Raw genomic sequence first — 20,721 nt, 5'->3', positions numbered from 1 at the left:
GGTGGCCGCTCTAACTTCTACTCGTTTCTCACCGGAAAATATACCTGATAAGGCTCGTACCCGATATCGCGGATTCTTCGGAGCTGGATGCCCGGGTCCTGACGGGTGGTCTTGAAGAAGTAACGCCAGCTTCCCCACTCCCGCTCGTTCTCCATGATAATCTCACCGGCTGCATCGGCTAACGGAGTGTATAGAATCCGCTCATTCTCCGTAATACCGGCCAGCACTTCCGGGCCATAGCGGAACGCGCCGGTCTGCTCATCGTCGGGCAGAGGAATGAAGCGGATGCCTACGGGAAGAATGATGCTGATCCGGTCGCTGTCCTGCCAGTTCCGCAGTATTGTATAGAAGGCGGAGTGATCCGCAGACTTCCCGTGCAGCTCGCCGTTCACATAGATCACAGCTTCTGACATGATCCAGTCTGGAATCCGCAGATGGACGGCAAACTCGCTGGCAGAGCCGGTATGAACGGTGAAGTCATATTTTCTGTAATCCGGCATGTTCTCATGAAGTGCAGTAATCTCATTCAATTCCTGCTGTCCTGCCGTGTTCGAGGAGTTCAGCATGCTTCCGCTCATATGGTCCTGGGATTGCTGAATCCGCACGCTCTCTCCGTGGATCTCGGTGGTCAGCTCCGAACGGAAATACTGGCAGACATAGATATCGTTCTGCTCCTGATAATAAATGCCTCTGTTCAGTGCCGCATTGGCCTGGACCATTGTTCCGTGACAGCAGAAGAAACTATCCGTCTCCGTACTCCAATCCTTGCGCAGCCCGGCCTTCATCGGCAGGAAGTAGGTGAGCAGCCCAGTTGCGGGGTCGCTGTGCTTATTGCCGGTCAGATGATATTCCTGGTAATAGGCCTGTGCCATAATCCCGTTGTACATATTATATTCAATATACTGCGCGTAGGCCGGATTCGAGGTGTGCCGGAAAAGGAATTCGGCCAGACGGATCATATTATATACCGTACAATGCTCCTGGTTCTTATCTCCGAGACGGGCCTTGATCTTCATCTTTGGCATCCACACTTCACCCGCTGTGTTGCCGCCTGTGGCCAGCATTCCGCGTTCAGTTACAGCACATTTCCAGTAAGCCGTGACAATATCCATCCAGCGCTGTTCGCCGGTGACCTCGTAAGCTCTGGCGCAGCCAAGTACCTCGGGTATGGTTGTGTTGGCGTGCATGTTAGTCAGCGGATCTTTATTTTCGAGTAACGGACGGAACAATCTGCTGCGGTAATACCTTTCCAGCAAAATATTGTATTTATCGTTCCCGGTAAGCTCCAGCAGATCGGCCCAAGCCTCCAGCATGCCGCCTGTCTCCATATCCAGAATGTCATCGAACTTCTCTCTGGTGAAGGTACTGCTCCAATCGACGAACCAGTCGGCGAATCGGTCCGCGATGTCAAGCGCCTTCTGGCTCCCGGTGAAATGATGCATATCGACAAGACCCATAAATAACTTATGAATATTATATTGCGGTGCCCAGATTGCCTTGCCTTGTGCCACCCAGTGCAGATATTTCTCGGGAATCGGCGCGGCCCATTGTCCTCCGTTGTCCTTCTGGCATTCAGCCAGCTCGTCCAGGATAAGGTCGGCCTTCACCTTGATTTCCAGATCCCCGGTCTCATGATACCGGATCGCTGCCGCAGACAGCCAGTGTCCCAGGAAATGTCCGCGGATCTGGCAGACCGGCGTCTCCCAGCCCCCATGTGCATCTTCCGGGATATCCCTGCCGTCATATCTTCCAGCTTCCACCTTATAGTTAAAAAGGAGATTGTCATTCGTCAGTTTCATCAGATAGCGGCGGTTGGCCTCTTCTCTGCGTTTCAAATCATGATCTTGAAGAATGACCTGTTTGCCCTTCAGTTCTCTCATTGCTGCAGCCCCTTAATGGAATGACATTGATTGCACAATGAAATTATAAAGAAGCCTGCGTCTTAATCCAATGATGGATACGAATATAAAGTTGATTCATACTGCTGAGTAGCCAGTGAACGATCATCTTGTGATATACATGTTCAAAAACGATACCTCATCCAGTTGATCAGCTGGTCTTCCGTTCGCTTTAACGATTGCTGGCGTGCCCTTGTAGAGAATATGGCCGTCAGCAGCATCGGCAACTGCCGCGATAGGCATGTTCTTATTCTTAAAATAGTCACCAGTCTGCAGCAGCAGATAAACCTGGCCATTCGCCACCTGTGCTTGACTGATCCTCCCTTTGGCTATTTGACTTGCCTCAATAGTCACTTGGGAATGAGCGAGGTTGGAGGACAGGTCATAGCGGTCTACGGTTACTGCTTTATCCGAGATATGCAAGGTGGTGAATATGTCTCCCTCCAGGACACGGGTTGTCGAAGTAACCGGTTCGTTTCTTAGGGTCCCCGTTACGGGCGGCAACTCCTTAAGGTCTTCAGAAGCGTAGCGATACTCAAATGTTTTTTCAGTAAATATTGTGACTTCGTTTGTTGAGACTGCTTTGCCAGACTGGCCCTCACTCTGCTCTGTCACCACAAACAACACCCGGGAGTTAGCTACAGTCGGCTTTGCTTCGGGTATACTTCTTATTCGCAGCTCCTGCCCGGTACCGGATGGTGCGCCTAATGGCAGTTCGACACTGCGAACGGGCTCTCCCCTCCCGATGTCAAACACCTTATCAATGACCTCATTGTTACGGTTTTCTCTGCTGACTTCGGTGAGGACATGCACTTCAGATCCGATTTTCTGTACATCTATCACATTAGCGTAGAATGCAGAGCTGGGCTGTTGATCCGTGTAACGGGTTTGCTCACCAGTTGTCAAATCCAGTGAATCTATACTCCAACGAATAGTCCCCTCATGAAGCGAATCTTTCGGTGTAGCATAACTAGCATTAGCAAAAATGAGTACGTCTTGATCTGAGTAAAAGCCATAAACATCCGACTTCCTTCTCATGAACCCCGAATGATCTTCATACAGCGCGTTTAGATCGGAATAAATATGTTCGAGCGGCCCTTTGTCTCTCATCCATTGATCGCTGAACGTTCGCTCGATTCTCTTGCTGCCTGATATTGACACCTCAATGGGATACGAGCCTTTGCCACCGATATAACTACCCGACAACGTTAACTTGGCTGCTATGGACGGGTCTCCTTCTATGGTCTGCAGCCGATATTCCGGCAGGCGCAATTCAGCTCCAAACGCATAATAGGTGCCAAGCGAAACTACTATCAACAAAATAAGCGCACACGTGATCGCATAACGTTTCATAAGTCATTCCCTCCTTACACAGTGATCTTCTTGGAGACTAGCCTGAAGCCCAGCGCAAGAGTTATGCCTAGCGCAGCAAGGTATACCACCAAACGGATGGCTGTGATCTCTCGCGGATAGAAAGAACTGTACGCATTAAGATGTACTGCGAACCCGATGACAGTCCCGCAGGCGGCAACATATAAGATAGCATAAACAACACCTGTCCAGCGGTAGCTTCGTTCTAACAAGATTGCCGTAAAGATAACGCAGACAGCTAGAATGCCGATACCATAATAGACAACAAATTGCATTCCATCCTGTGGTAGTAAGATTTGATTAAACACCAGGTTTGAAGCGACGGCTTCGGCAAACAAGGACGAGATGCGATATTCAGAGGGAACCATCCAGTTGAACAATTGGCGTTCTAACAGAAGGAGCAGCACCTGAAAAGCAACTAAGGCAAAAACGAACAGAAAGATAGCAGTAGCTTTGGCTATATATATGTTCCATCTTGCCGTCGGCAGGGTAAACACCCGGTAGGCAAATTTATCACGGCCGATCCAGTCCCGGTACCAAATCAGAAAGACGTACAGGCCCAATACCGTTATGCTGATCAAAATGGGGATGGTGAACAAGAACTGTGAATCCCCGATGATATCAGCAAATGAAAAGTTGCGCGGTGTTTGATTCTCCAAGCGGGCTGCCTCTATCCAGTGGTTAACTCTTATCTGTGCAGCATGCACAAGTCCGATGATTTGAATGACTGCCGTCAAGCTCATTAAGCCGAAAAGCACATACTGGAAGCGCTGGACTTCCAAATGGACAAGCTTAAGAAATCTGATCATGCGAGGTACACCTCTTTCATGACGTCTACGACGGATTTGTTCTCCTCGATGCGGAGCTGTTCGCACTCAAAGCTGCGGGCAACAGTCCCGTCACGCAGCAGCACCGCTTTGTCGATGAGATGCTCGATCTCTCCAACCTCGTGAGTGGTCAGCAGAACACCGCGGCTGCCGACCATTTCGCTGGAGAACACTTCCGCAATCCTCTCACGGCTGATCAAATCAATTCCGGAGAAGGGCTCGTCCATGATTACATAATCAGAGTCTTGAGCCAAGCCGAGCACCAGATTGAACTTGGCTGCTGTTCCCTTCGACAATCGGCGGATACGCTCCTGGAAATCCAGGTCAAAGAAGCGCATGAGTTCGTCCGCTCTATCCTTGTTCCAGCTGCAATAAAAGTCTTCCATGAACCGGAGAGCGTCAGCTAGCTTCATGGAAGCCGGAATAGACAGATGATCAGGAATATAGGAGACCCGCTCATAGGTATTCCGGTTAAGCGGTTTACCCTCAATCCGAATGGACCCTCCATGAATCGGCGTCAGTCCCATAATCGCTTTGAGTATAGTAGATTTGCCTACACCGTTAAGCCCGATCAGGCAAGTGATCTGTCCCATTTCAGCAGTGAACGTGACATCCTTTAGCACCTTTTTATAAGCGTATCTTTGGCTGACATGTTCAAGTTCAATCATCGCTGTTTCCTCCTTGCTCACTGCCGAGGGGCTCTCCCATTGGCTGCTTTATTTTTTTTACTTGAGCTTTCTCATATTTTCGTTGAACCACATCCAGGACCTCATCTAACGGAACGTCAATACTGCTGATGGAAGCGACAAACGCCTCAACGGCTGTACTGAGCAGCTCCGACCGAATCTGTCTCAACACCTTAAGCTCCATAGTGATGCGGCTTGGGGAGTTGCCTTCCGTTACAATCAACCGCTGATCCTCCATTTCTTTGTAAGCTCTCTGCGCAGTATTTGGATTAATCTTTAGCAGGGCAGCCAGCTCTCGCCTAGACGGTATGGTCTGGCCAGACTGGAGAACGCCGGTTACGATCTTCTCCTTAAACAGGCGAACGACTTGAAGATATACAGGATCACGACTATTGAAGGGGATTGCGGCCCATTCGTTGACTTTGCTCACAAGCGACACCCTCTTATCTTATCTTCACATGTGTGTGTACTAAGTGGTGCATACACTACAAGATGTATTATGTGGTTAATACACTCGTTTGTCAATCGGTTGTGGTTCAAAAAAAACCGTTGAATCTTTTCAGATCAACGGTTTCCCCAAAACTCAATTTTTGCCCTATACCTTTTAAAGTGGCGTAATTAACAATTGTGGCTTCTTCCCTGCAGAAACCGCGTTTCCTGGGCAACCTCCTCTGGCTTCGCGGTTACGGGAACTGTCGCTTCTACGCTCACTTCACACTTCAGCGGTACGAGCTGGCTGTTCACTTTACGGAGACGTTCTTCATTAACCAGCTGTTTCAGGCCTCTGAATAAGCACTTCCGCTAGAGCCTGAAGCGAATAATCGGAGGTGGAGCATAGCAGAATGCTTCCGGCGTTATGCGGCAGGTGAGCATCGTCATACGGGTTACGCAGCACCAGGTTCAGCAGCGGTCCTGCAGCGGCAAGCTGTGCGGCAAGTTCGAGCTGTCCCTGGAACAGATGGGCATTCAGCGTTCCTTGAATCACGAAATTTCCGGCGGCCTTGGCAGATAAGTCTGCAATCTCCGCAGCTTCAGGCTTCATGCTGCAATACGCAACCTGCACGGATAAGCCCCGGGCTTCCAGTAACGCAGCCAAGCCGATGTCACTACCGCCGGAGTTATCGGCGATGGTGAGCTGCTCCTGGCGCGGCAATATTAGCATATATTGATGCGTGGCAGTCAGCGGCAGCAATTGCTGCGGATCGCGGCTGATCTTGACCGTGCGGCGTGCATATTGCAGGGCCGCCTCATTCCAGCTCTCACGCGGGATGGGACGGGCCGCCGCTTGATACTGCTGGAATTTGGTATAGAGCTGGAGGATACGGTTGACCGATTCGTCAATTCTGGACTCTTCGATGACGCCGTCCAGAACAGCCTTGCGGATGGCGGCCATGACACGCTCCTGGAATTCCGGGGTATGACACATCAGAATCATGTCATTGCCGGCCAGCACCGCCAGCACTCCCACCTCATCTGGATTGAAGTTCTTCTTGATCGCTCCCATCTCGATGTCATCGGTGCAGATGACACCCGCGAAGCCCAGACGCCCCCGCAGCAGCTCTCCGGCGAAGAACGGGCTGAGCGAAGCAGGCAGCCCCTGCGACTCGGGAATAGCCGGAAAGACAAGATGGCCCATCATGATCGAATCGGCCCCTGCTTCGATGGCACCGATGAATGGCAGCAGCGGCCCGTTCATTAATTCCTCTATTGTGAGTTCGCATTCTGGCAGGACAACGTGGGAATCCCCGCTAACTTGTCCATGACCGGGGAAATGCTTGGCCGTCACGGCTACCCCCGCCTCATGCATTCCACGGATATATGCCTTACCGAAGGCGGCTACCGTTTCAGGGTCTTCGCCGAAGGAGCGCACGCCTACGACCGGATTATCTATATTCGTATTCACATCCAGCACCGGTGCCCAGTTCATCGGAATGCCGAGTGCGTGGAGCTGGCTGCCAATGATTTTACCCTGGAGATAAGCGCTCTCAGTATCCAGGCTTAATCCGGCGGCACGGTTGCCGGGGATGTAAGGATAAAAGGTCTTGAACTTGGAGAGCGTGCCTCCCTCCTCATCGATCGATACATAATAAGGCTGCGGAATGCCGGAGTCTCCGGCAATGGCCTGAACCTCCGCCATCAGCTTCAGCGTCTGCTGCTCATCCTTAACGTTATGGGGGAACAGGCCAATCCCGCCGAACCGGTTCTGGGACATCCGTTCACGGTACTCTGGCTCCGCCGCTGTGGAGGGGGTTCCGACCACACACATCAGGGATATTTTGTCCTCCAGACTCATGGCTGCCGGATCTTGTAGTGAATTTACTTCATTCAGCTGCATAACTGCTCCATCCTCCTGTCGGTTTGTTTGCTAACCCTCGCTGTGGACAAGTCCCAGCTCTTGATAGAGCGTCTGCTCCAGATAATCATGCAGATAAAAGCGTGATTTCACGAAGTGCTCGGCCATATCCCGTGGCTGGTATTGCAAAAGAGCCTCCAGCATCCGGGGCCGGACCGCTTCGCGTCCGTTATGGTTACGTGTGTAATTGTTCAGCAGGGAGCGCCATTCCGCGCTGTCGCCCGGGTACAGCTCCCAGCGGTAGGCATACTTGTGGATTGCCCTGGAGCGGTCGGTCGCTACCTCGAAATCGTGCATGATTGCGATTAGTTCGGCGTAATCCTTATTCTTCTGGACATTATCAATCAGCTTCCAGATGATATCGTAGTAATCCTCCAACAGGTAATTGCCAAGCTGTGCATGGCCTGTATCTGGAGTTATTCCATGGAACAGCTCCAGGAAGCGGTCGATGAACGTATCGGCATCCGCATGCCGGTTCCAGGTGAGATCGGCATGAAGGAGCATCGGGTACCAGGTGGTCTCGAACACGCCATAAGGAACGCCAAGGCTGAAGGGACCCGTCCAGTTCGTTGCCACCATACAGCGGATATCCAATTGCTCTGCGGTCTCTGCCCACTGAAGGAGATTGTCGGTCCGGTTATCAATCACCGGGTAGTTCTGATGCTCCGCCCAGTCGAAGCTGCGGACCGCAGGAGCACCCATCACCTCAATGCCCAGCGCCCTGAACTTATTGGTCAGGGAAGTGACTTCCGCTTGTATGTTGCGGCCGTTATAGATCCAGATCATCGCTGCACTGCGCGGATCAAGCTTCGCCAGCTCTTCAGGCGGACACTTATCCAGCATGTCATGCCAAAAGATCGCCTGCCGTCCCCGGCTGGCCGTGAATTCGATTAGGCGGTTCAGGAAGGAGATAAAAGCCCGTTCCCGCACGCCGCCGAAGGCTTCCCGGCACGCTTCACATTCACACAGGCTGTAGACCTCGTCACAGCCGAGATGGATATAACGCGATCCGGGATGGGCATCCATCATCTCCGCCAGCAGGCCGGTGATTAGTTCATAAGTCTGCGGATGGGACGGGCAGATCTCGCCGGTAGACTCCTCGGTCTCCCGCAGATGCTTCCAGGCATCATGGCGCAGCACATACTCGAGGTGGCCGAAGCTCTGCTGTAGCGGGATAATCTCGATATAATGCTCATGGGCCGCAGCCTTGAGCGCCTCCAGCTGTTCCCGGCTAAGCGAGTGCTGCGGATGAGCGAATTCCCGGTGCGTGCTGAACGGGAACTTGTCCTCGTATTCTATGAGCACCGCGTTCGTCTTGTAGCGGGAGAACTCAGCCAGATATAGGGTCAGCCGCCCCGGCTTCGAGAAGGTCTGGCGCAGATCGAAATTCATCACTCGCAGCTCCGTATCCGGCCAATCTGTAATAGACACCGCCGGAATATCGCTATCACCATGCAGGCTCTGCAATTGGAGGAGTGTCTGCAGGCCGTAATAGAGCCCAGAGGCGTCCAATGCGCGGATAATGGCTCCGTTTGCACTAACCTCTAGAATGTAGCCGTCCCTCCGGCCCTTCAGCGCGGACAGCTCCGCCTCAGCAAGATTAGAAGCCGAAGCCCCGCCGTTATTCAGACCAGCTTCTCCAGGCGCGGCCCAGGCGGCATCCTGCCTGGAAGCTCCGGGTTCAGTGTGCGTTGAAGTGCTCCCAGTGATCCCAGTGCTTTCAGTTTCCTTGCTTTCCGCAAACCCCTCAATCAGCAGCGAGTATCCCTCACCTGCTTCCGGAGCGGCGGAGGTGACTTCCCGGCCGGGAAAAGCCCGCCGGCAATGAAGCACCAGCCGGGGGTCTTCCACTTCCATAGCCAGCCGCAGAAGGACTTCCCCGCCTGCCCGCCACGGCTTCTTGTCTGTCATCCTTATCTGCTTCGGCTCGGGTATTAAGCTAAGCATCGCTCTCTCCTCCTAGTACCTCGTATGGTTAATCTTATGGATCGGATCAATAAGGCGAAGCTACCGCGCCACCCCGGTCCGACTGTAATCGATTTTTCGATTACATTTGGCGTATGCGTCGCCCCCGGTCCGATTGTAATCGGTTTTTCGATTACATTTGGCGTATGCGTCGCCCCCGGTCCGACTGTAATCGGTTTTCCGATTACATTGGGCTCACGCGTCGCCCCCGGTCCGACTGTAATCGGCTTTTCGATTACAATGGGCCTACGCGCCGCTCAGAGTCCGACTGTAATCGGTTTTTCGATTACATTTAGCCCATGCGCCGCTTAACCCTTACCGGCCGCTGCAAGCCGGCCGTTCTTCCATACCGCCTGGATCTCCAGGTCTCCGCCGCCGTTCTTGCGGAAGCCGATCAGATCCGCTGGCCTACCTGCGGTAAGTCCGGCAGCCTGCGGAAGTTCCAGCAGTTCGGCCGGGTGAACCGAGGCGCAATCGATGGCGTCCGCAAGCGGCACCAGCCCGGCCCGGGCCAGGTAGGCTACCTGGTCCGCCAGCATCATCGCCGATCCGGCCAGCAGCCGTGGATGGCCGGCCAGATGCAGCCGCCCTTCCGGCGTCAGCACTACGTCGCCGCCGATATGCAGCCGGTAGGCCCCCGGTGCCATGCCGCTCAGCGAGACGGCATCGCTGACGAGAATCGCCCGGCTCTGCTTGACCCGCAGAATCACCTTCAGCAGGGCATCCGGCAGATGGCAGCCGTCGGCAATCATGCAGCCATACAGCTCATCGGCAGCCAGCTGCTCCCACAGATAGTGAGGATGGCGCGGGAGTGTAAGGTGTGTGCCGTTGCCCAGATGAGTAGACATCACCGCGCCTGCGGCCACTGCTTGCCGGATCTGATCCGGCGAGGCGGCCGTGTGTCCGATGGAGACCCGGATGCCGGAGGCGCTACACCGGGAGATGAAGGCTGCGGCTCCCGGCCATTCGGGCGACACAGTAATGATCCGGATCAGTCCCTCCGCCGCTTCCTGCCAACGGCAGAGTGACTCCCAGTCAGGCGGGCAGATATGCTCCAGGGGATGCGCCCCGCGCGGACCATCCTCCGGCGACAAGAAAGGCCCCTCCAGATGGATGCCTGCGATCTGCCCGGCGATATCCGGCTGTATCTGCACGGCTTCAGCAATCGCGGACGCCGCCTGGGTAAGCTGGTCCGGCCCATTGGTTATCAGGGTCGGGCAATACGAGGTGACTCCCCGGGCCAGCAGGCGGCGTGAGAGTCCGGCTACAGTCTCTGGTACAAGCGGCAGCGTATTGAAGTCCAGGCCCCAGCCGCCGTTCACCTGCAAATCGACCAGCCCCGGCGCAAGCCAGGGCCAATCTGCCATATGCGGGTTCTCGGCCAGCGTATGAACCGCTTCAATGACTCCACCGTTAACGTGGACCTCAATCGGCAGTCCGGTTCTGTAATGTCTTCCCGAGATCACACCGTTCATGAGCTGAAGGCATCCCGGTCCGTGAACAGCGTAATGGCGGGATGTGTCCGCAGTACGCTCGCCGGACACGCGGTACTTATCGGACCATGAAGCGCAGCCTGAAGCGCGGCCCGCTTAGCCAAGCCGGGAACAATGGCGAACAGATGGCGGCCTGCCATCAGGGCAGGCACGGTTAGCGTCAGCGCATGGGTAGGTACATCGTCCAGGCTGGCGAAGCAGCCGTCATTTACCTGCTGTGACCGGCAGGCTTCGTCTAATTCGACCGCTTTAACAAGCAGCCGATCGGCGAAATCGGCTACAGGCGGATCATTGAACGCAATATGCCCGTTCTCCCCGATGCCGAGACAGACGATATCAATAGGAGCTTCATTCAGCAGCGCCGCGTATGTCCGGCACTCCTCTTCAATATTGCCCGTCCGGCCTAGCAGCTCGATCCGTCCGGGATTGACTCTGCTGAACAACCGTTCCTGCAGGTAGTTGCCGAACCGCTGTGGCGCATCTTCCGGCAGGCCGATATATTCATCCATATGAAAAGCGTGTACCCGGGACCAGTCAATCCCCTGTTCCTTCACCAGCCCTTCATACAACTCATTCTGTGACGGAGCCGCTGCAAATACGATACGGACCGGAGTCGTGGACTGCTTCTGCAAGTCTCTGATGCTATGCCCGACCGCTCCTGCGGCCGCTGCTCCCATCTGGCTGCGCTCGTTATAGACGAGAACACGAATACGCTCTACTAAATGCTCCTCTGCCGGAATGAACCTCTCTTCCATGATGAGCCCTCCTCCTTATGGGGGCGGGAAGACCGCCCCCTTTCTGTTACATTCCGCTATTAACCAACAAATAAGGCTTGTTATCCGAATTCTCTGAACTGGCCAGCGTTACAACGATTCCCGATGTATTAGGATCACTCCACTGGAAGGTTGGTGTAAGCCCCGCTGCCGTTGCCGTAAGCACATAAGAAGTTACATCCGCACTGTACCACCCAGCCCCGGTGACCCGGACCGTTCCGAGGTTAGTTCCGCCGCTGACGGGACGTTTATTCCACGTAATGCCGTTCTCGGTCCACTGCGCTCCGGTGTACCCTTTCAGTGCAAGGGTAACCGGAGAAGCCGGGGCAGCAGTGACATACACGTTCATAGTTACGGTCTGCACCGCCGTCCCGGAGAGATTCAGCTCAGCCTTCATGAAGGCGATGCGGTCCCCTCCGCCCTGTCCATTCGGCAGATCGGCAATCTCCAGCACAGGCTCCTGCCCGAAATTAACGGAGGGCTGATGCTCATGGACATAAGCATCCATGGTCACCGGAACCACCGGATCTGCCAGAGCACTTTTCTCGATACGCAGCAGATACAGATCCACGGTTCCATCCTCGTGATAGACTAAGACCGGCACATCAACAGGCTCTGACCCGATCGTAACGGACGCAGCCGTTCCCGATGCCACGGTCATCCCGTTAATCCGTACTGCATCCGTTGCCTTGGCGGTAACCGGGGTGACCTGTAACGAAGATACATTGCTTTTGACTGTTACGGTATAGGCCTTGTCACCCGCCGCGAAAGGCTTGTCCCACTCTCCTACAGATAACGTTAATCCGCTAAGCCCGCCATGCGGCAGCAGCGCCGTGGTGTGAGGCAGGTCATGGGCGCTGGCGTAGTAATAACCGGGAGCCTGAACTCTTCTCGGCTCGAGCCCGGCTTGACGGCCGGTCGGAATCGCCTCCGAGGTGAAGGCTGCCCGTCCATCCGCGCCCGTAACTGCCGCTGCATAACGGCCCGCCGAATACGTGAAGCGGCCTTCTATTGCAGCTCCTGTAAGCACTTCCCCTGTCGCATAGTCACGCACCTTCATCGAAGCTTCCGCAGCGGCTCCAGTGTAGGAGAGCTGCATATCCGTCACAATCATCGGCTTAAGCGCCGTACTGCCGGTGACAGCAGACACTTCACCAGATAACGGGCCGATATTGCCCGCCAGATCGCGGGCAGCCACCCGGTAATAGTAGGTGGTGTCCGGGAGCAGTCCCTTGTCCTGATAATTCAGGCCCCGGGCAAGTCCGGCGATATCCGCAGAGGTTGGCGTGAAGCCGGAGACCGTGCTGCGGTAGATGATGTAGCGATCTACCTCTAAGTTGTCAGTCGCCATTCCGTAATTCAGCCGGATGCTCTGATACTCACTGGCAACAGCGGTTGGAGTACCCGCAGGTGCAGATGGGGCTTCATGGTCTTCCGGCGCTGTCCAGAATACGCCGCCCGGTCCCCAATACGAAGGCAATGCCCGGTAGGAATCATAGTGATGGACAGCAATTCCGCCGAAGGAGCTGCTTAGCCCGGAAGCTGCATTGACCTTATCCAGCTCGGCTTCCATATGGGTGCGGCCTTCCTCCTGGAAGGTAATCGTCTCCGGGTCGCCGCTGTTTGCGATATCCAGCGTCTCCACTCCGATGACTACAGAATTCGGCTTGCCGATGGCCTCGGCATAGGCCAGCTCACCGGCAGCCCCGGCAATGATGCCTGCGGTTCCGTCTGCGGAATCGCGGTAATCCATGATCGAGATATAATCGGAGATGTCCTGGATATGCTCAGACAGCCATTTCGTTGTGCCGTTCCACTGGATATTCGCTCCCTGCTCGGAAGAATCGTACCATTTGGGTACAGCCGGGCCGAAGGGCAGCCGGATACCGGCTGTATCCCGACGGTCAATCATTTTGCGCAGACCATCCAGGTATTCGTTCTGCAGGAACTTGCTTGGAGCTTTGAAGTCCGGGGAAATATACGGCTCGATGTCCACGTTGATCCCGTCAAACTTCTCATCCTCCTCCGCCGCTAGATTGTAGTTGATAATCTGCTCAATCTCCCGCACGGCATGATGGTGGTAGCGCTCATAAGCGCCCATATAAGCCGGGGAGGTTCCGCCCGCCACAAGGGCATGAACACTTAAGTTCCGCTCATGCGCCCAGCGCATGAAGGAGCGCAGCTCGTCCTCCTGCTCCTCCAGCGCCCGGTATCCGGCATAATTGCCCACAGCCAGATACAGGGTCGTGACCGGCTCTGATCCAAAGGTCGCGGTGTCCGTTACGAAGGACTCCAGCACCTCACGCGAGCCCGGATTCAGCAGCAGCTTATAGCTCTCCGGCTCCCAAATCCACATGGCCCGGTCCTGATCCGGCAGAGGAACCGCAGGCTCATGGGTACCGGCACCGACCTGCGCATAGACGGTCGCACTGTAGCCGTAGCGTCCGGGCGCATTCGCGGCCCGGGCCTCCAGGCTGATCGTGCGGTCAACGATGCCTGCCGTACTCCATGAATATACATATTCCGTGCCGTTATAGGCGGCTTGCTGCCACGGTCCCCGGTTCACCCGGACCTGCACGTCCGAGACCGGCGTAGCCGATTCTGCCTGAACGGTGACCGCCACCTGTCCAGTCACAGCAATCCCTTCGTCCGGGCCGGTAATCGTCACCGCAGGCGCAACGCCTGCGGGGTTGTTCACCTCAAGGGTGACGGACGGACTCCACACCCCATAGCGGGTGGTGGTATCCAGCCCGCGGGCCACCAGCTCCACCGGACCGTTATTCCGGGAGGTGTCGAGCGTATAAGACCAGCTGCCGCTGTCATCCCCGTCCGGGTCATCCAGCAGCGCCTCGAACTGGACCGTCCCGTTCACATACAACCGGACATCATACAGTCCGGTATAAGTGCCGCTGACCTCCACCGGCCCGCCGGAGGATACATATCCCCCAGGCGGTTCATCCAGTGTAATGGTGCCTGCGGCCCGGGCTGTGCCCGGGACCGCCACTGCTGAGAGTACAACAATCAGACCTACCAAGGGTAGAATCCATCCAAACCGTTTACCAGAGCCGTGCAGCCATTGCTTCATAAGCGGCGCCTCCTTATAATGGTCAAGCGAATACCCTGAATGCCTTGCCTGTGCTTCAGCGGTTCTGCCCTGCAATTACTTGCTGCTTAATTGAATATTCTGAACGCGGTCATACGCCTCCTTGTAAGTCGAGAGCAGTTTGTCGACGCCCAGATTATTGATCTCCTCAACATATTTATCCCAGTCCTCCAGCTTGCGGGAGCCGGTCACGAACTTGGCGAAGCTCTCATCGCGGTGCTTCTTGATCGCCTGTCCGGTGATCGAGATGACTTCATTCTCCTTCTCGGTGAAAGCCGGACGCGGCTGCATGTTGGCCGGATCATACTTGACAGCCTCTTCATAAGCATGCTTCAGGTCAGCCGAGAACAGGGACAGATGGGCATTGAAGTCAATCCACGTATACGTTCCGCTGGTCTGAAGTCCCGTCTGCTTCCGCATTTCAATCACATCGGTGAATTCCGGCTTGAACTTGATCGTCTCGCCTTCCTTCACATACGTCTCGCCTTCCACACCCCAGCTGCTGAGCATCCGGCCTTCTTCCGAATAGAAAAAGTCCATATAACTCATGATATCTTCGATATTCTTGGAGGTTGAAGCTACCGTCAGGCCGCCCTCCATGTAATGGAAGTAAGGGTTCAGCTGCTTGCCGCCTTCAAGCCCTGCGGGAGGAGCCATGAACTGCATATTGAATTCCGGATTCTCCTTGCGCATCGCATTATTGAAGAAATCCACCCGGCTGATGTAATCCACGGTTACAAAAGATTTGCCGGTAGAGACCATATCCTGCCACTGCTTGGTCTGCAAGGACAGGAAGTCCGGCGGAATCAGCCCTTCGTCATAGAACTGCTTCCACATGCCGACCATTTCCTTGTAGCTGTCCTCAGTCGGCCCATAGCGCCATTCTTTTGCATCGAAATCGTAGTAAGCCCCTTCGCCTGTCCCATAGTTGACCGTCATATTCGCATTCATCTCATCCGGGATCTGGCCGTAACGGACCGACAGCGGGTAACTGTCCGGGTATTTGGCCTTCAGCGCCTTAAGGGCCGTATGCAGCTCATCATAAGTAGCAGGAGCCTTAATCCCTTCCTTGTCAAAAACATCCTGGCGGTACATCCAGATCATCCGGTTCGTCTCCCCGAAGCCCTGGTTAGGGAACATATACATTTTGCCGTCGGCGGAGAGTGCCGCCTTCGCCTCATCCGGGTACTGCTTCATCCAGGCGGTCAGATTCGGCAGCTTGTCCATGTACTCCATCAGGTCTACGAGTGCCCCCTGCTGGCCGAACTTGTTCGATTCCTTGCGGTTGGGCATGTACATCAGATCCGGCAGCGCATTGGAGGCCACCGCCAGGTTCAGCGCTTCAGCCAGCTTCCCGGAAGGCGTCTGCACCTCCAGGGTGGCGCCGGTCTGGTCCTTGATCCAGCCCCACACCGGCCAGTCCTTGGAATACGGAAAGGTTGGGTTGTTGTCCAGCAGTGCGGTGAAGGTATGTGCCTGCTTCGTTCCCGCAGTGGCGGCTCCAGCTTCTCCGCCCGGTGCAGCCGTGGCAGCAGGTGAGGCATTATTGTTATTGCCCCCGCTGCAGCCGCTCACCAATATTGCCGCTGCCGCGAGGGGCAGCAGTACAGACTTCCATGTGCTCATTCATCATCTCTCCCTTTAGTAGTGGTTATGGTTCAGGGCCGGATCAGCCCTTGACTGCACCGATCATGGCGCCTTTGACAAAATACTTCTGAACAAACGGATATACCGTGAGGATCGGCAGCGTAGAGACCATAATCGTTGCATATTTAAGCGACTCTTCAACCACCTGGTTGTCTCCCCCGATTCCGGTCACATCCCCGGAGCTTGCGCTTCCCGCCAGCACCAGATTGCGGAGCAGCACCTGGAGCGGGAACAGATCCGGGGTGCGCAGATACAGCAGCGGATAGATGAAGTTATTCCACATTCCCACGGCATAAAACAGGGCAATGGTGGCGAACGAAGCCTTCGACAGCGGAATGATAATGCGCATGAATATCCCGATATCATTCAATCCGTCCATTCGCCCGGATTCCTCCAGCTCCTTGGGAATGCCGGAGAAGAAGGTCCGCATCAGAATCAGATTCCAGGTGCTGACCGCGCCCGGCAGGACCATGCCCCACACGGTATCCACCATATCCAGGGAGCGGACCACAAGGAAGGTCGGGATCATCCCGCCGCTGAAGAACATCGTGACGACGATCAGCATGGTGAAGGTCCTGCGCAGCGCCATATCGCGGCGGGAGAGCGCATAGGCTCCGGTAGACGTAACCACCAGCGAGATCAGAGTGCCGAGCACGGTGTAGATCAGCGTGTTTTTGTAGGCCGTCCAGATCTTCGGGTCTCCCAGCACCAGCTCGTACATCTTCACATTGAAGCCCTTGGGCCAGAACGAAACCGTGTTCTTGATGACATTGACATCGCTGCTCAGAGACACCGCAAGCATGTGCAGGAACGGGTAGAGCGTAATTATCACAACCATCAGCAGAAAGAACGTGCTGATCACATTAAAACAGGAAATTCTCGGTGATCTCATCACCACACCCCTCCTCTACCATAGACTTGTCTCACTGACACGGCGGCTGATGTAATTGGCGCTATAGATGAAGATCAGGCTGATGATGCCCATGAACAGGTCAATGGAGGCACCGTAGCTGAAGTTCCCCTGCTCCATCCCGACCCGGTACACATACGTGCTGATGATGTCGGCCGTATCGTAGATCGCCGGGTTCTGCATGAGGAACACCTTCTCGAAGCCAATCTCCAGCACCTTGCCGATATTCAGAATCAGCGTGATGACAATCGCCGGTGAGATGCCGGGCAGTGTGACATGCCATATTTTGCGCATCCGGCTGGCCCCGTCCATGTCGGCTGCTTCATAGAGCTGCGGATCGATTGCCGTCAATGCCGCCAGATAGATGATGGTCTCCCAGCCGATATGCTGCCAGATCTCTGACAGAACATAGATCCCCCGGAACATTCCCGGCTCATTCATGAAGTTAATGGGTCCGATTCCGAAGGTGCCGAGCAGATTGTTAATCAGTCCGCCCGTCGGTGACAGGAACATAATAACCATGCTCGCCACAATAACGTTGGAGATGAAGTGCGGCAGGTAGCTGACGGTCTGCACGAATTTTTTGAACGCGGCCTTACGGACTTCATTCAGCAGAATCGCCAGGATCACTGGAGCCGGGAAACCGAACACCAGCTTGTACAGGCCCAGGAGCAGAGTGTTCTTCATCAGCGGCCAAAAGTCAGGATTCTCAAAAAACATCCGGTAATACTTGAACCCCACCCAGTCGCTGGCCCAGATTCCTTTAAACAGATTATAATCCTTAAACGTAATGACGAGGCCGAACATCGGTGCATACCGGAAAATCAGATAGTAGAGCAGGCACGGCAGGAACAGCAGCCATAGCGTTTTGTTATGGTTCCAGGTCCGCAGCAGACGCCCTTGACGCCGGTAAGGATCTTTCAATTCCTTTCGCAAATTGTCAGGTACTACACTCGTTTGAGCCATAGGCATTCCCCTCTTGTTCTTAATGATGCAGCTCACTTAATGTTAGCTTACTTCCCCTCTGGTTCCGGGGTTTGTCTCCGAATTATAGCGGGATTGCTTTGGAAAGCGCTATCAGCATGTTATATAACTTTTCTTCCGATCTGCATATTTCCCGGTTAAGGTGTATAAATCGGTAAAAGTGCATATTGTGCGTGTCAGCTTTGGGCCGCTATGATAGGATAAAACGATAACCAAGCGGCTGCAACTGAAGGGGGAATACATATGAAGAGACCGCTTACCAGCCAATTTGCCCTTAGCGGCCTGTTCGTTAAGCTCATGTTCAGCTTCCTAAGCGTTATCCTGCTGCTGGCTTCATTCAATCTGTTCTCTCATCTGTATCTTAGCGGTAAGGTCTATCAGGAGGTGGTCCGGCAGAACGAGCAGAGCCTGAAGCAGACGGTGGAGGGGTACGAGAATCACTTCCGGCTGACCCAGAATATGATTCTGGCGCTGACCCAGTCCGATACGTGGACGGCCAACCTGGGTATTCTCAGCCATCTGAAGGAGAACCGGCGGTATGATATTCTCAGCGAGGTCAAGTCGGATCTGATGACGCTGTACGGAAATCCTTTTCTGCATATTGAGAATTTCATTCTGTACTTCAAGGCGGAGGACTATGTTCTTGAGAAAGAGGGGCTGAGTACCTCGGCCGACATGTTCGGCAAATACTATTACAGCGGGGAGTATCCGGCGAACTTCTGGAGCGCAGAGACTATGGACAACCAATATCTGAAGGTCCTCCCTGCCGCCTCCTTCACAGAGACTACGATGAATTCCACGCGTCCGCTCGGGCGGCTGATGCCGGTCATGATCAAGGCTATTCCTTACGAAGAGGTCTACGGCATTGTGATGCTGAATCCGCAGCGGCTGGAGCAGGCGTACGGGGATTCCGGGAAGAATCCCTTCTATATAATGGATGCGCAGGACCGTCTGCTCTTCTCCACCGCAGAGACGGAGCTGCCGGCTCTGGAGTATGCCGTTACTGCAAGCTCACATGAGCGGATCGGGGACAACTATTATTTCTATCAAAAAGGGGCGCAGACCGGCTTCACTTACGTCCGGGTCACCGAGGTTGAAGCCATTGCGAGCGGGCTGCGCGGCATGCGGGTGCTGCTCGCCGTTCTGCTCACTGCTGCGGTGCTGGTCAGTCTTCTCTTCTCCCTCCTGTTCAGCTACCGGCTGAACCAGCCGCTCCAGCGCCTGATCGCCGCGTTCGACCGCAAATCGGGCGGCGCTCCCGGCAAGGTGAGCAGCGTTAAGGAGTTCGCCATTATCGGCGACCGCCTAAGCTCGATTATGGAGAACAACCGGTTCATTCAGAACGATCTTGCGAATAAGAACTCGCTGGTCCGCCAGTATGCCTATACCCATAAGGTTAAGAATATTCCGTTGAACGCAAGCCTTGGTGAGCTGGAGGATGCCCTGCATTCCGAGCGCCCGTATGCCTCCATCCTGTTCAAGCTCAGCTTCACCCGCCTGCCGGAGGAGCCTGAGGAGCACACGCTGGCCCTATGGCAGTTGATTCAGCGGCTATTCACCGGGGAGGAATCCGAGAACGTCGCCTTGCAGCCGGAGCAGGATCTGCTCTTGCTGCTGCTCTTCGATCCCGGCCCGCAGAGCGGCATTCTTCAAGTGCTGGGCACGCTGCAGGAGCTGCTGGCAGATGAGCCTTCCCTCTACCTCACGATAGCAGTCAGCCCGGTATATTCAGGGGAAACACCGTTTACGGATGCTTACCATAACTTGTCCGGGTTGCTGAAGGAACGCAGACTGAACGGGGAGACACAGATTATTGTAGAGCCGCGGGCCTCGTCGGCCAAGGCCTTTCATCTGAAGGTCACACACGGGGAAGAGCTGCATACCCTGCTGCAGTCCGGCAGCGAGGAAGCGGTGTTCGGCTGGCTGGACCGCCAGCTGGAGCAACTGCAGAATAAGGATGCCGCTGCGGAGGATTTCCGGGCTTTTGCTGCGGGTGTATCAGAACAGACAAGCAAAACAGTCATGAAGCTGAATCTGCCGGAGCTTGAAATAGGGCTGGTTGCGGCTCTGTCCGGTGAGCCGTTCGCCGCCTTCTATTCCTCGCAGCAGTATAGTGAATGGCTCCGGGAACTGGTGATTCCGGTCCTTGCGGCGATCCGTAGCGGCTCGGAGACCCGGGACCCGGTCATCAGCTTCGTGCTGGAGTATCTGGACAAGCATTACGGGGAAGACATCAATCTGAACCTTGTCGCCGAGAAGCTGAATCTGACCCCCGGCTATCTGTCGAGCATCTTCAAGGAGAAGACCGGCATCAACTTCAGCGAATATCTGAACACCCTGCGGATCGAACAGGCCAAGGCGCTGCTGATGAACATAGACCTGCGAATCCAGGATATCGCGCTTCAGGTCGGCTACCAGAATGTGAACTCGTTCATCCGTATGTTCAAGCGTGCCTCCGGCTTAACGCCGGGTGAGTACCGCAAGCGGGCTGCCGGGGATCTGCCGGTACAGGCTCCGGCTTCGGGGGAGGAATTATAGTTCTTTCTGAAAATATAAGAATTCTATGTCTCGCTGAAACGGCACCGATTGTATTCGGATTTCCGCATACATTAGGCCCGCCCGTCTCTTCGATAGCAATTGTATTCACTTTTTCACATACAATCGAGTGTCTTAGAATTACGTGGAGGAATAAACAAGCGTGCCCCAATTAC

Annotated in this window: 14 protein-coding genes; 1 reads left to right on the top strand and 13 read right to left on the bottom strand. The window is 54.8% G+C overall.

Annotated features, from left to right (window positions below; genetic code table 11):
* Positions 1-17: 17 nt before the first annotated feature.
* From NYE24_RS03885 to NYE24_RS03825, 13 genes are all read right to left on the bottom strand, one after another.
* Positions 18-1,880, bottom strand: coding sequence for a beta-L-arabinofuranosidase domain-containing protein (locus NYE24_RS03885; protein ID WP_036690837.1), 1,863 nt, complete (start codon positions 1,878-1,880; stop codon positions 18-20).
* Between the two features lie 123 nt (positions 1,881-2,003).
* Positions 2,004-3,251 (bottom strand): hypothetical protein, encoded by a 1,248-nt coding sequence (locus NYE24_RS03880; protein ID WP_342478090.1) that lies wholly within the window; start codon positions 3,249-3,251, stop codon positions 2,004-2,006.
* Between the two features lie 14 nt (positions 3,252-3,265).
* Entirely contained in the window at positions 3,266-4,078 is an 813-nt protein-coding gene (locus NYE24_RS03875; RefSeq protein ID WP_076153827.1) for a hypothetical protein, read from the bottom strand.
* Positions 4,075-4,764, bottom strand: coding sequence for an ABC transporter ATP-binding protein (locus NYE24_RS03870; protein ID WP_036690830.1), 690 nt, complete (start codon positions 4,762-4,764; stop codon positions 4,075-4,077). The genes NYE24_RS03875 and NYE24_RS03870 overlap by 4 nt, the downstream gene beginning before the upstream one ends.
* Positions 4,757-5,185, bottom strand: a complete 429-nt coding sequence (locus NYE24_RS03865) for a GntR family transcriptional regulator (RefSeq protein ID WP_076154118.1) — start codon at positions 5,183-5,185, stop codon at positions 4,757-4,759. Before NYE24_RS03865 ends, NYE24_RS03870 begins: the two co-directional genes overlap by 8 nt.
* 360 nt (positions 5,186-5,545) lie before the next feature.
* A complete protein-coding gene (locus tag NYE24_RS03860; protein WP_342478089.1) occupies positions 5,546-7,117 on the bottom strand; it encodes a glycoside hydrolase family 3 protein in 1,572 nt (523 codons plus the stop codon).
* Between the two features lie 30 nt (positions 7,118-7,147).
* Positions 7,148-9,082, bottom strand: a complete 1,935-nt coding sequence (locus NYE24_RS03855) for a DUF4838 domain-containing protein (RefSeq protein ID WP_342478088.1) — start codon at positions 9,080-9,082, stop codon at positions 7,148-7,150.
* 326 nt (positions 9,083-9,408) lie between these two features.
* Positions 9,409-10,575 (bottom strand): amidohydrolase family protein, encoded by a 1,167-nt coding sequence (locus NYE24_RS03850; protein WP_036690825.1) that lies wholly within the window; start codon positions 10,573-10,575, stop codon positions 9,409-9,411.
* On the bottom strand, positions 10,572-11,348 hold the full coding sequence (locus NYE24_RS03845; RefSeq protein WP_342478087.1) for a glucosamine-6-phosphate deaminase: 777 nt from the start codon (positions 11,346-11,348) through the stop codon (positions 10,572-10,574). Before NYE24_RS03845 ends, NYE24_RS03850 begins: the two co-directional genes overlap by 4 nt.
* Before the next feature lie 46 nt (positions 11,349-11,394).
* Positions 11,395-14,451: a DNRLRE domain-containing protein gene (locus NYE24_RS03840; protein ID WP_342478086.1), complete on the bottom strand. Its 3,057-nt coding sequence runs from the start codon at positions 14,449-14,451 to the stop codon at positions 11,395-11,397.
* 75 nt (positions 14,452-14,526) lie between these two features.
* Positions 14,527-16,095 (bottom strand): extracellular solute-binding protein, encoded by a 1,569-nt coding sequence (locus NYE24_RS03835; RefSeq protein WP_036690822.1) that lies wholly within the window; start codon positions 16,093-16,095, stop codon positions 14,527-14,529.
* A 43-nt stretch (positions 16,096-16,138) separates the two neighbouring features.
* Complete coding sequence (locus NYE24_RS03830; protein ID WP_342478085.1) at positions 16,139-17,008, bottom strand: carbohydrate ABC transporter permease; 870 nt, start codon at positions 17,006-17,008, stop codon at positions 16,139-16,141.
* A gap of 15 nt (positions 17,009-17,023) precedes the next feature.
* Positions 17,024-17,992 carry an ABC transporter permease subunit gene (locus NYE24_RS03825; RefSeq protein WP_342478084.1) on the bottom strand — a complete coding sequence of 323 codons (969 nt, stop codon included), beginning with the start codon at positions 17,990-17,992 and terminating at the stop codon, positions 17,024-17,026.
* Positions 17,993-18,253: 261 nt separating this feature from the next.
* Here NYE24_RS03825 and NYE24_RS03820 point away from each other — a divergent pair, with 261 nt between their 5' ends.
* A complete protein-coding gene (locus NYE24_RS03820) occupies positions 18,254-20,548 on the top strand; it encodes an AraC family transcriptional regulator (RefSeq protein WP_342478083.1) in 2,295 nt (764 codons plus the stop codon).
* Positions 20,549-20,721: the final 173 nt, after the last annotated feature.

This window comes from Paenibacillus sp. FSL H7-0350, from assembly GCF_038593195.1.
Taxonomy (GTDB): Bacteria; Bacillota; Bacilli; order Paenibacillales; family Paenibacillaceae; genus Paenibacillus_AQ.
Note: the sequence above shows the minus strand (reverse complement) of the source record. Positions and strands in the feature narration are given on the sequence as shown.

Bases quoted from the DNA above. Each gene is read 5' to 3' on its own strand.
- NYE24_RS03885 (WP_036690837.1), bottom strand. From the start codon at position 1,880: ATGAGAGAACTGAAGGGCAAACAGGTCATTCTTCAAGATCATGATTTG.
- NYE24_RS03880 (WP_342478090.1), bottom strand. From the start codon at position 3,251: ATGAAACGTTATGCGATCACGTGTGCGCTTATTTTGTTGATAGTAGTT.
- NYE24_RS03875 (WP_076153827.1), bottom strand. From the start codon at position 4,078: ATGATCAGATTTCTTAAGCTTGTCCATTTGGAAGTCCAGCGCTTCCAG.
- NYE24_RS03870 (WP_036690830.1), bottom strand. From the start codon at position 4,764: ATGATTGAACTTGAACATGTCAGCCAAAGATACGCTTATAAAAAGGTG.
- NYE24_RS03860 (WP_342478089.1), bottom strand. From the start codon at position 7,117: ATGCAGCTGAATGAAGTAAATTCACTACAAGATCCGGCAGCCATGAGT.
- NYE24_RS03855 (WP_342478088.1), bottom strand. From the start codon at position 9,082: ATGCTTAGCTTAATACCCGAGCCGAAGCAGATAAGGATGACAGACAAG.
- NYE24_RS03850 (WP_036690825.1), bottom strand. From the start codon at position 10,575: ATGAACGGTGTGATCTCGGGAAGACATTACAGAACCGGACTGCCGATT.
- NYE24_RS03845 (WP_342478087.1), bottom strand. From the start codon at position 11,348: ATGGAAGAGAGGTTCATTCCGGCAGAGGAGCATTTAGTAGAGCGTATT.
- NYE24_RS03840 (WP_342478086.1), bottom strand. From the start codon at position 14,451: ATGAAGCAATGGCTGCACGGCTCTGGTAAACGGTTTGGATGGATTCTA.
- NYE24_RS03835 (WP_036690822.1), bottom strand. From the start codon at position 16,095: ATGAGCACATGGAAGTCTGTACTGCTGCCCCTCGCGGCAGCGGCAATA.
- NYE24_RS03830 (WP_342478085.1), bottom strand. From the start codon at position 17,008: ATGAGATCACCGAGAATTTCCTGTTTTAATGTGATCAGCACGTTCTTT.
- NYE24_RS03825 (WP_342478084.1), bottom strand. From the start codon at position 17,992: ATGGCTCAAACGAGTGTAGTACCTGACAATTTGCGAAAGGAATTGAAA.
- NYE24_RS03820 (WP_342478083.1), top strand. From the start codon at position 18,254: ATGAAGAGACCGCTTACCAGCCAATTTGCCCTTAGCGGCCTGTTCGTT.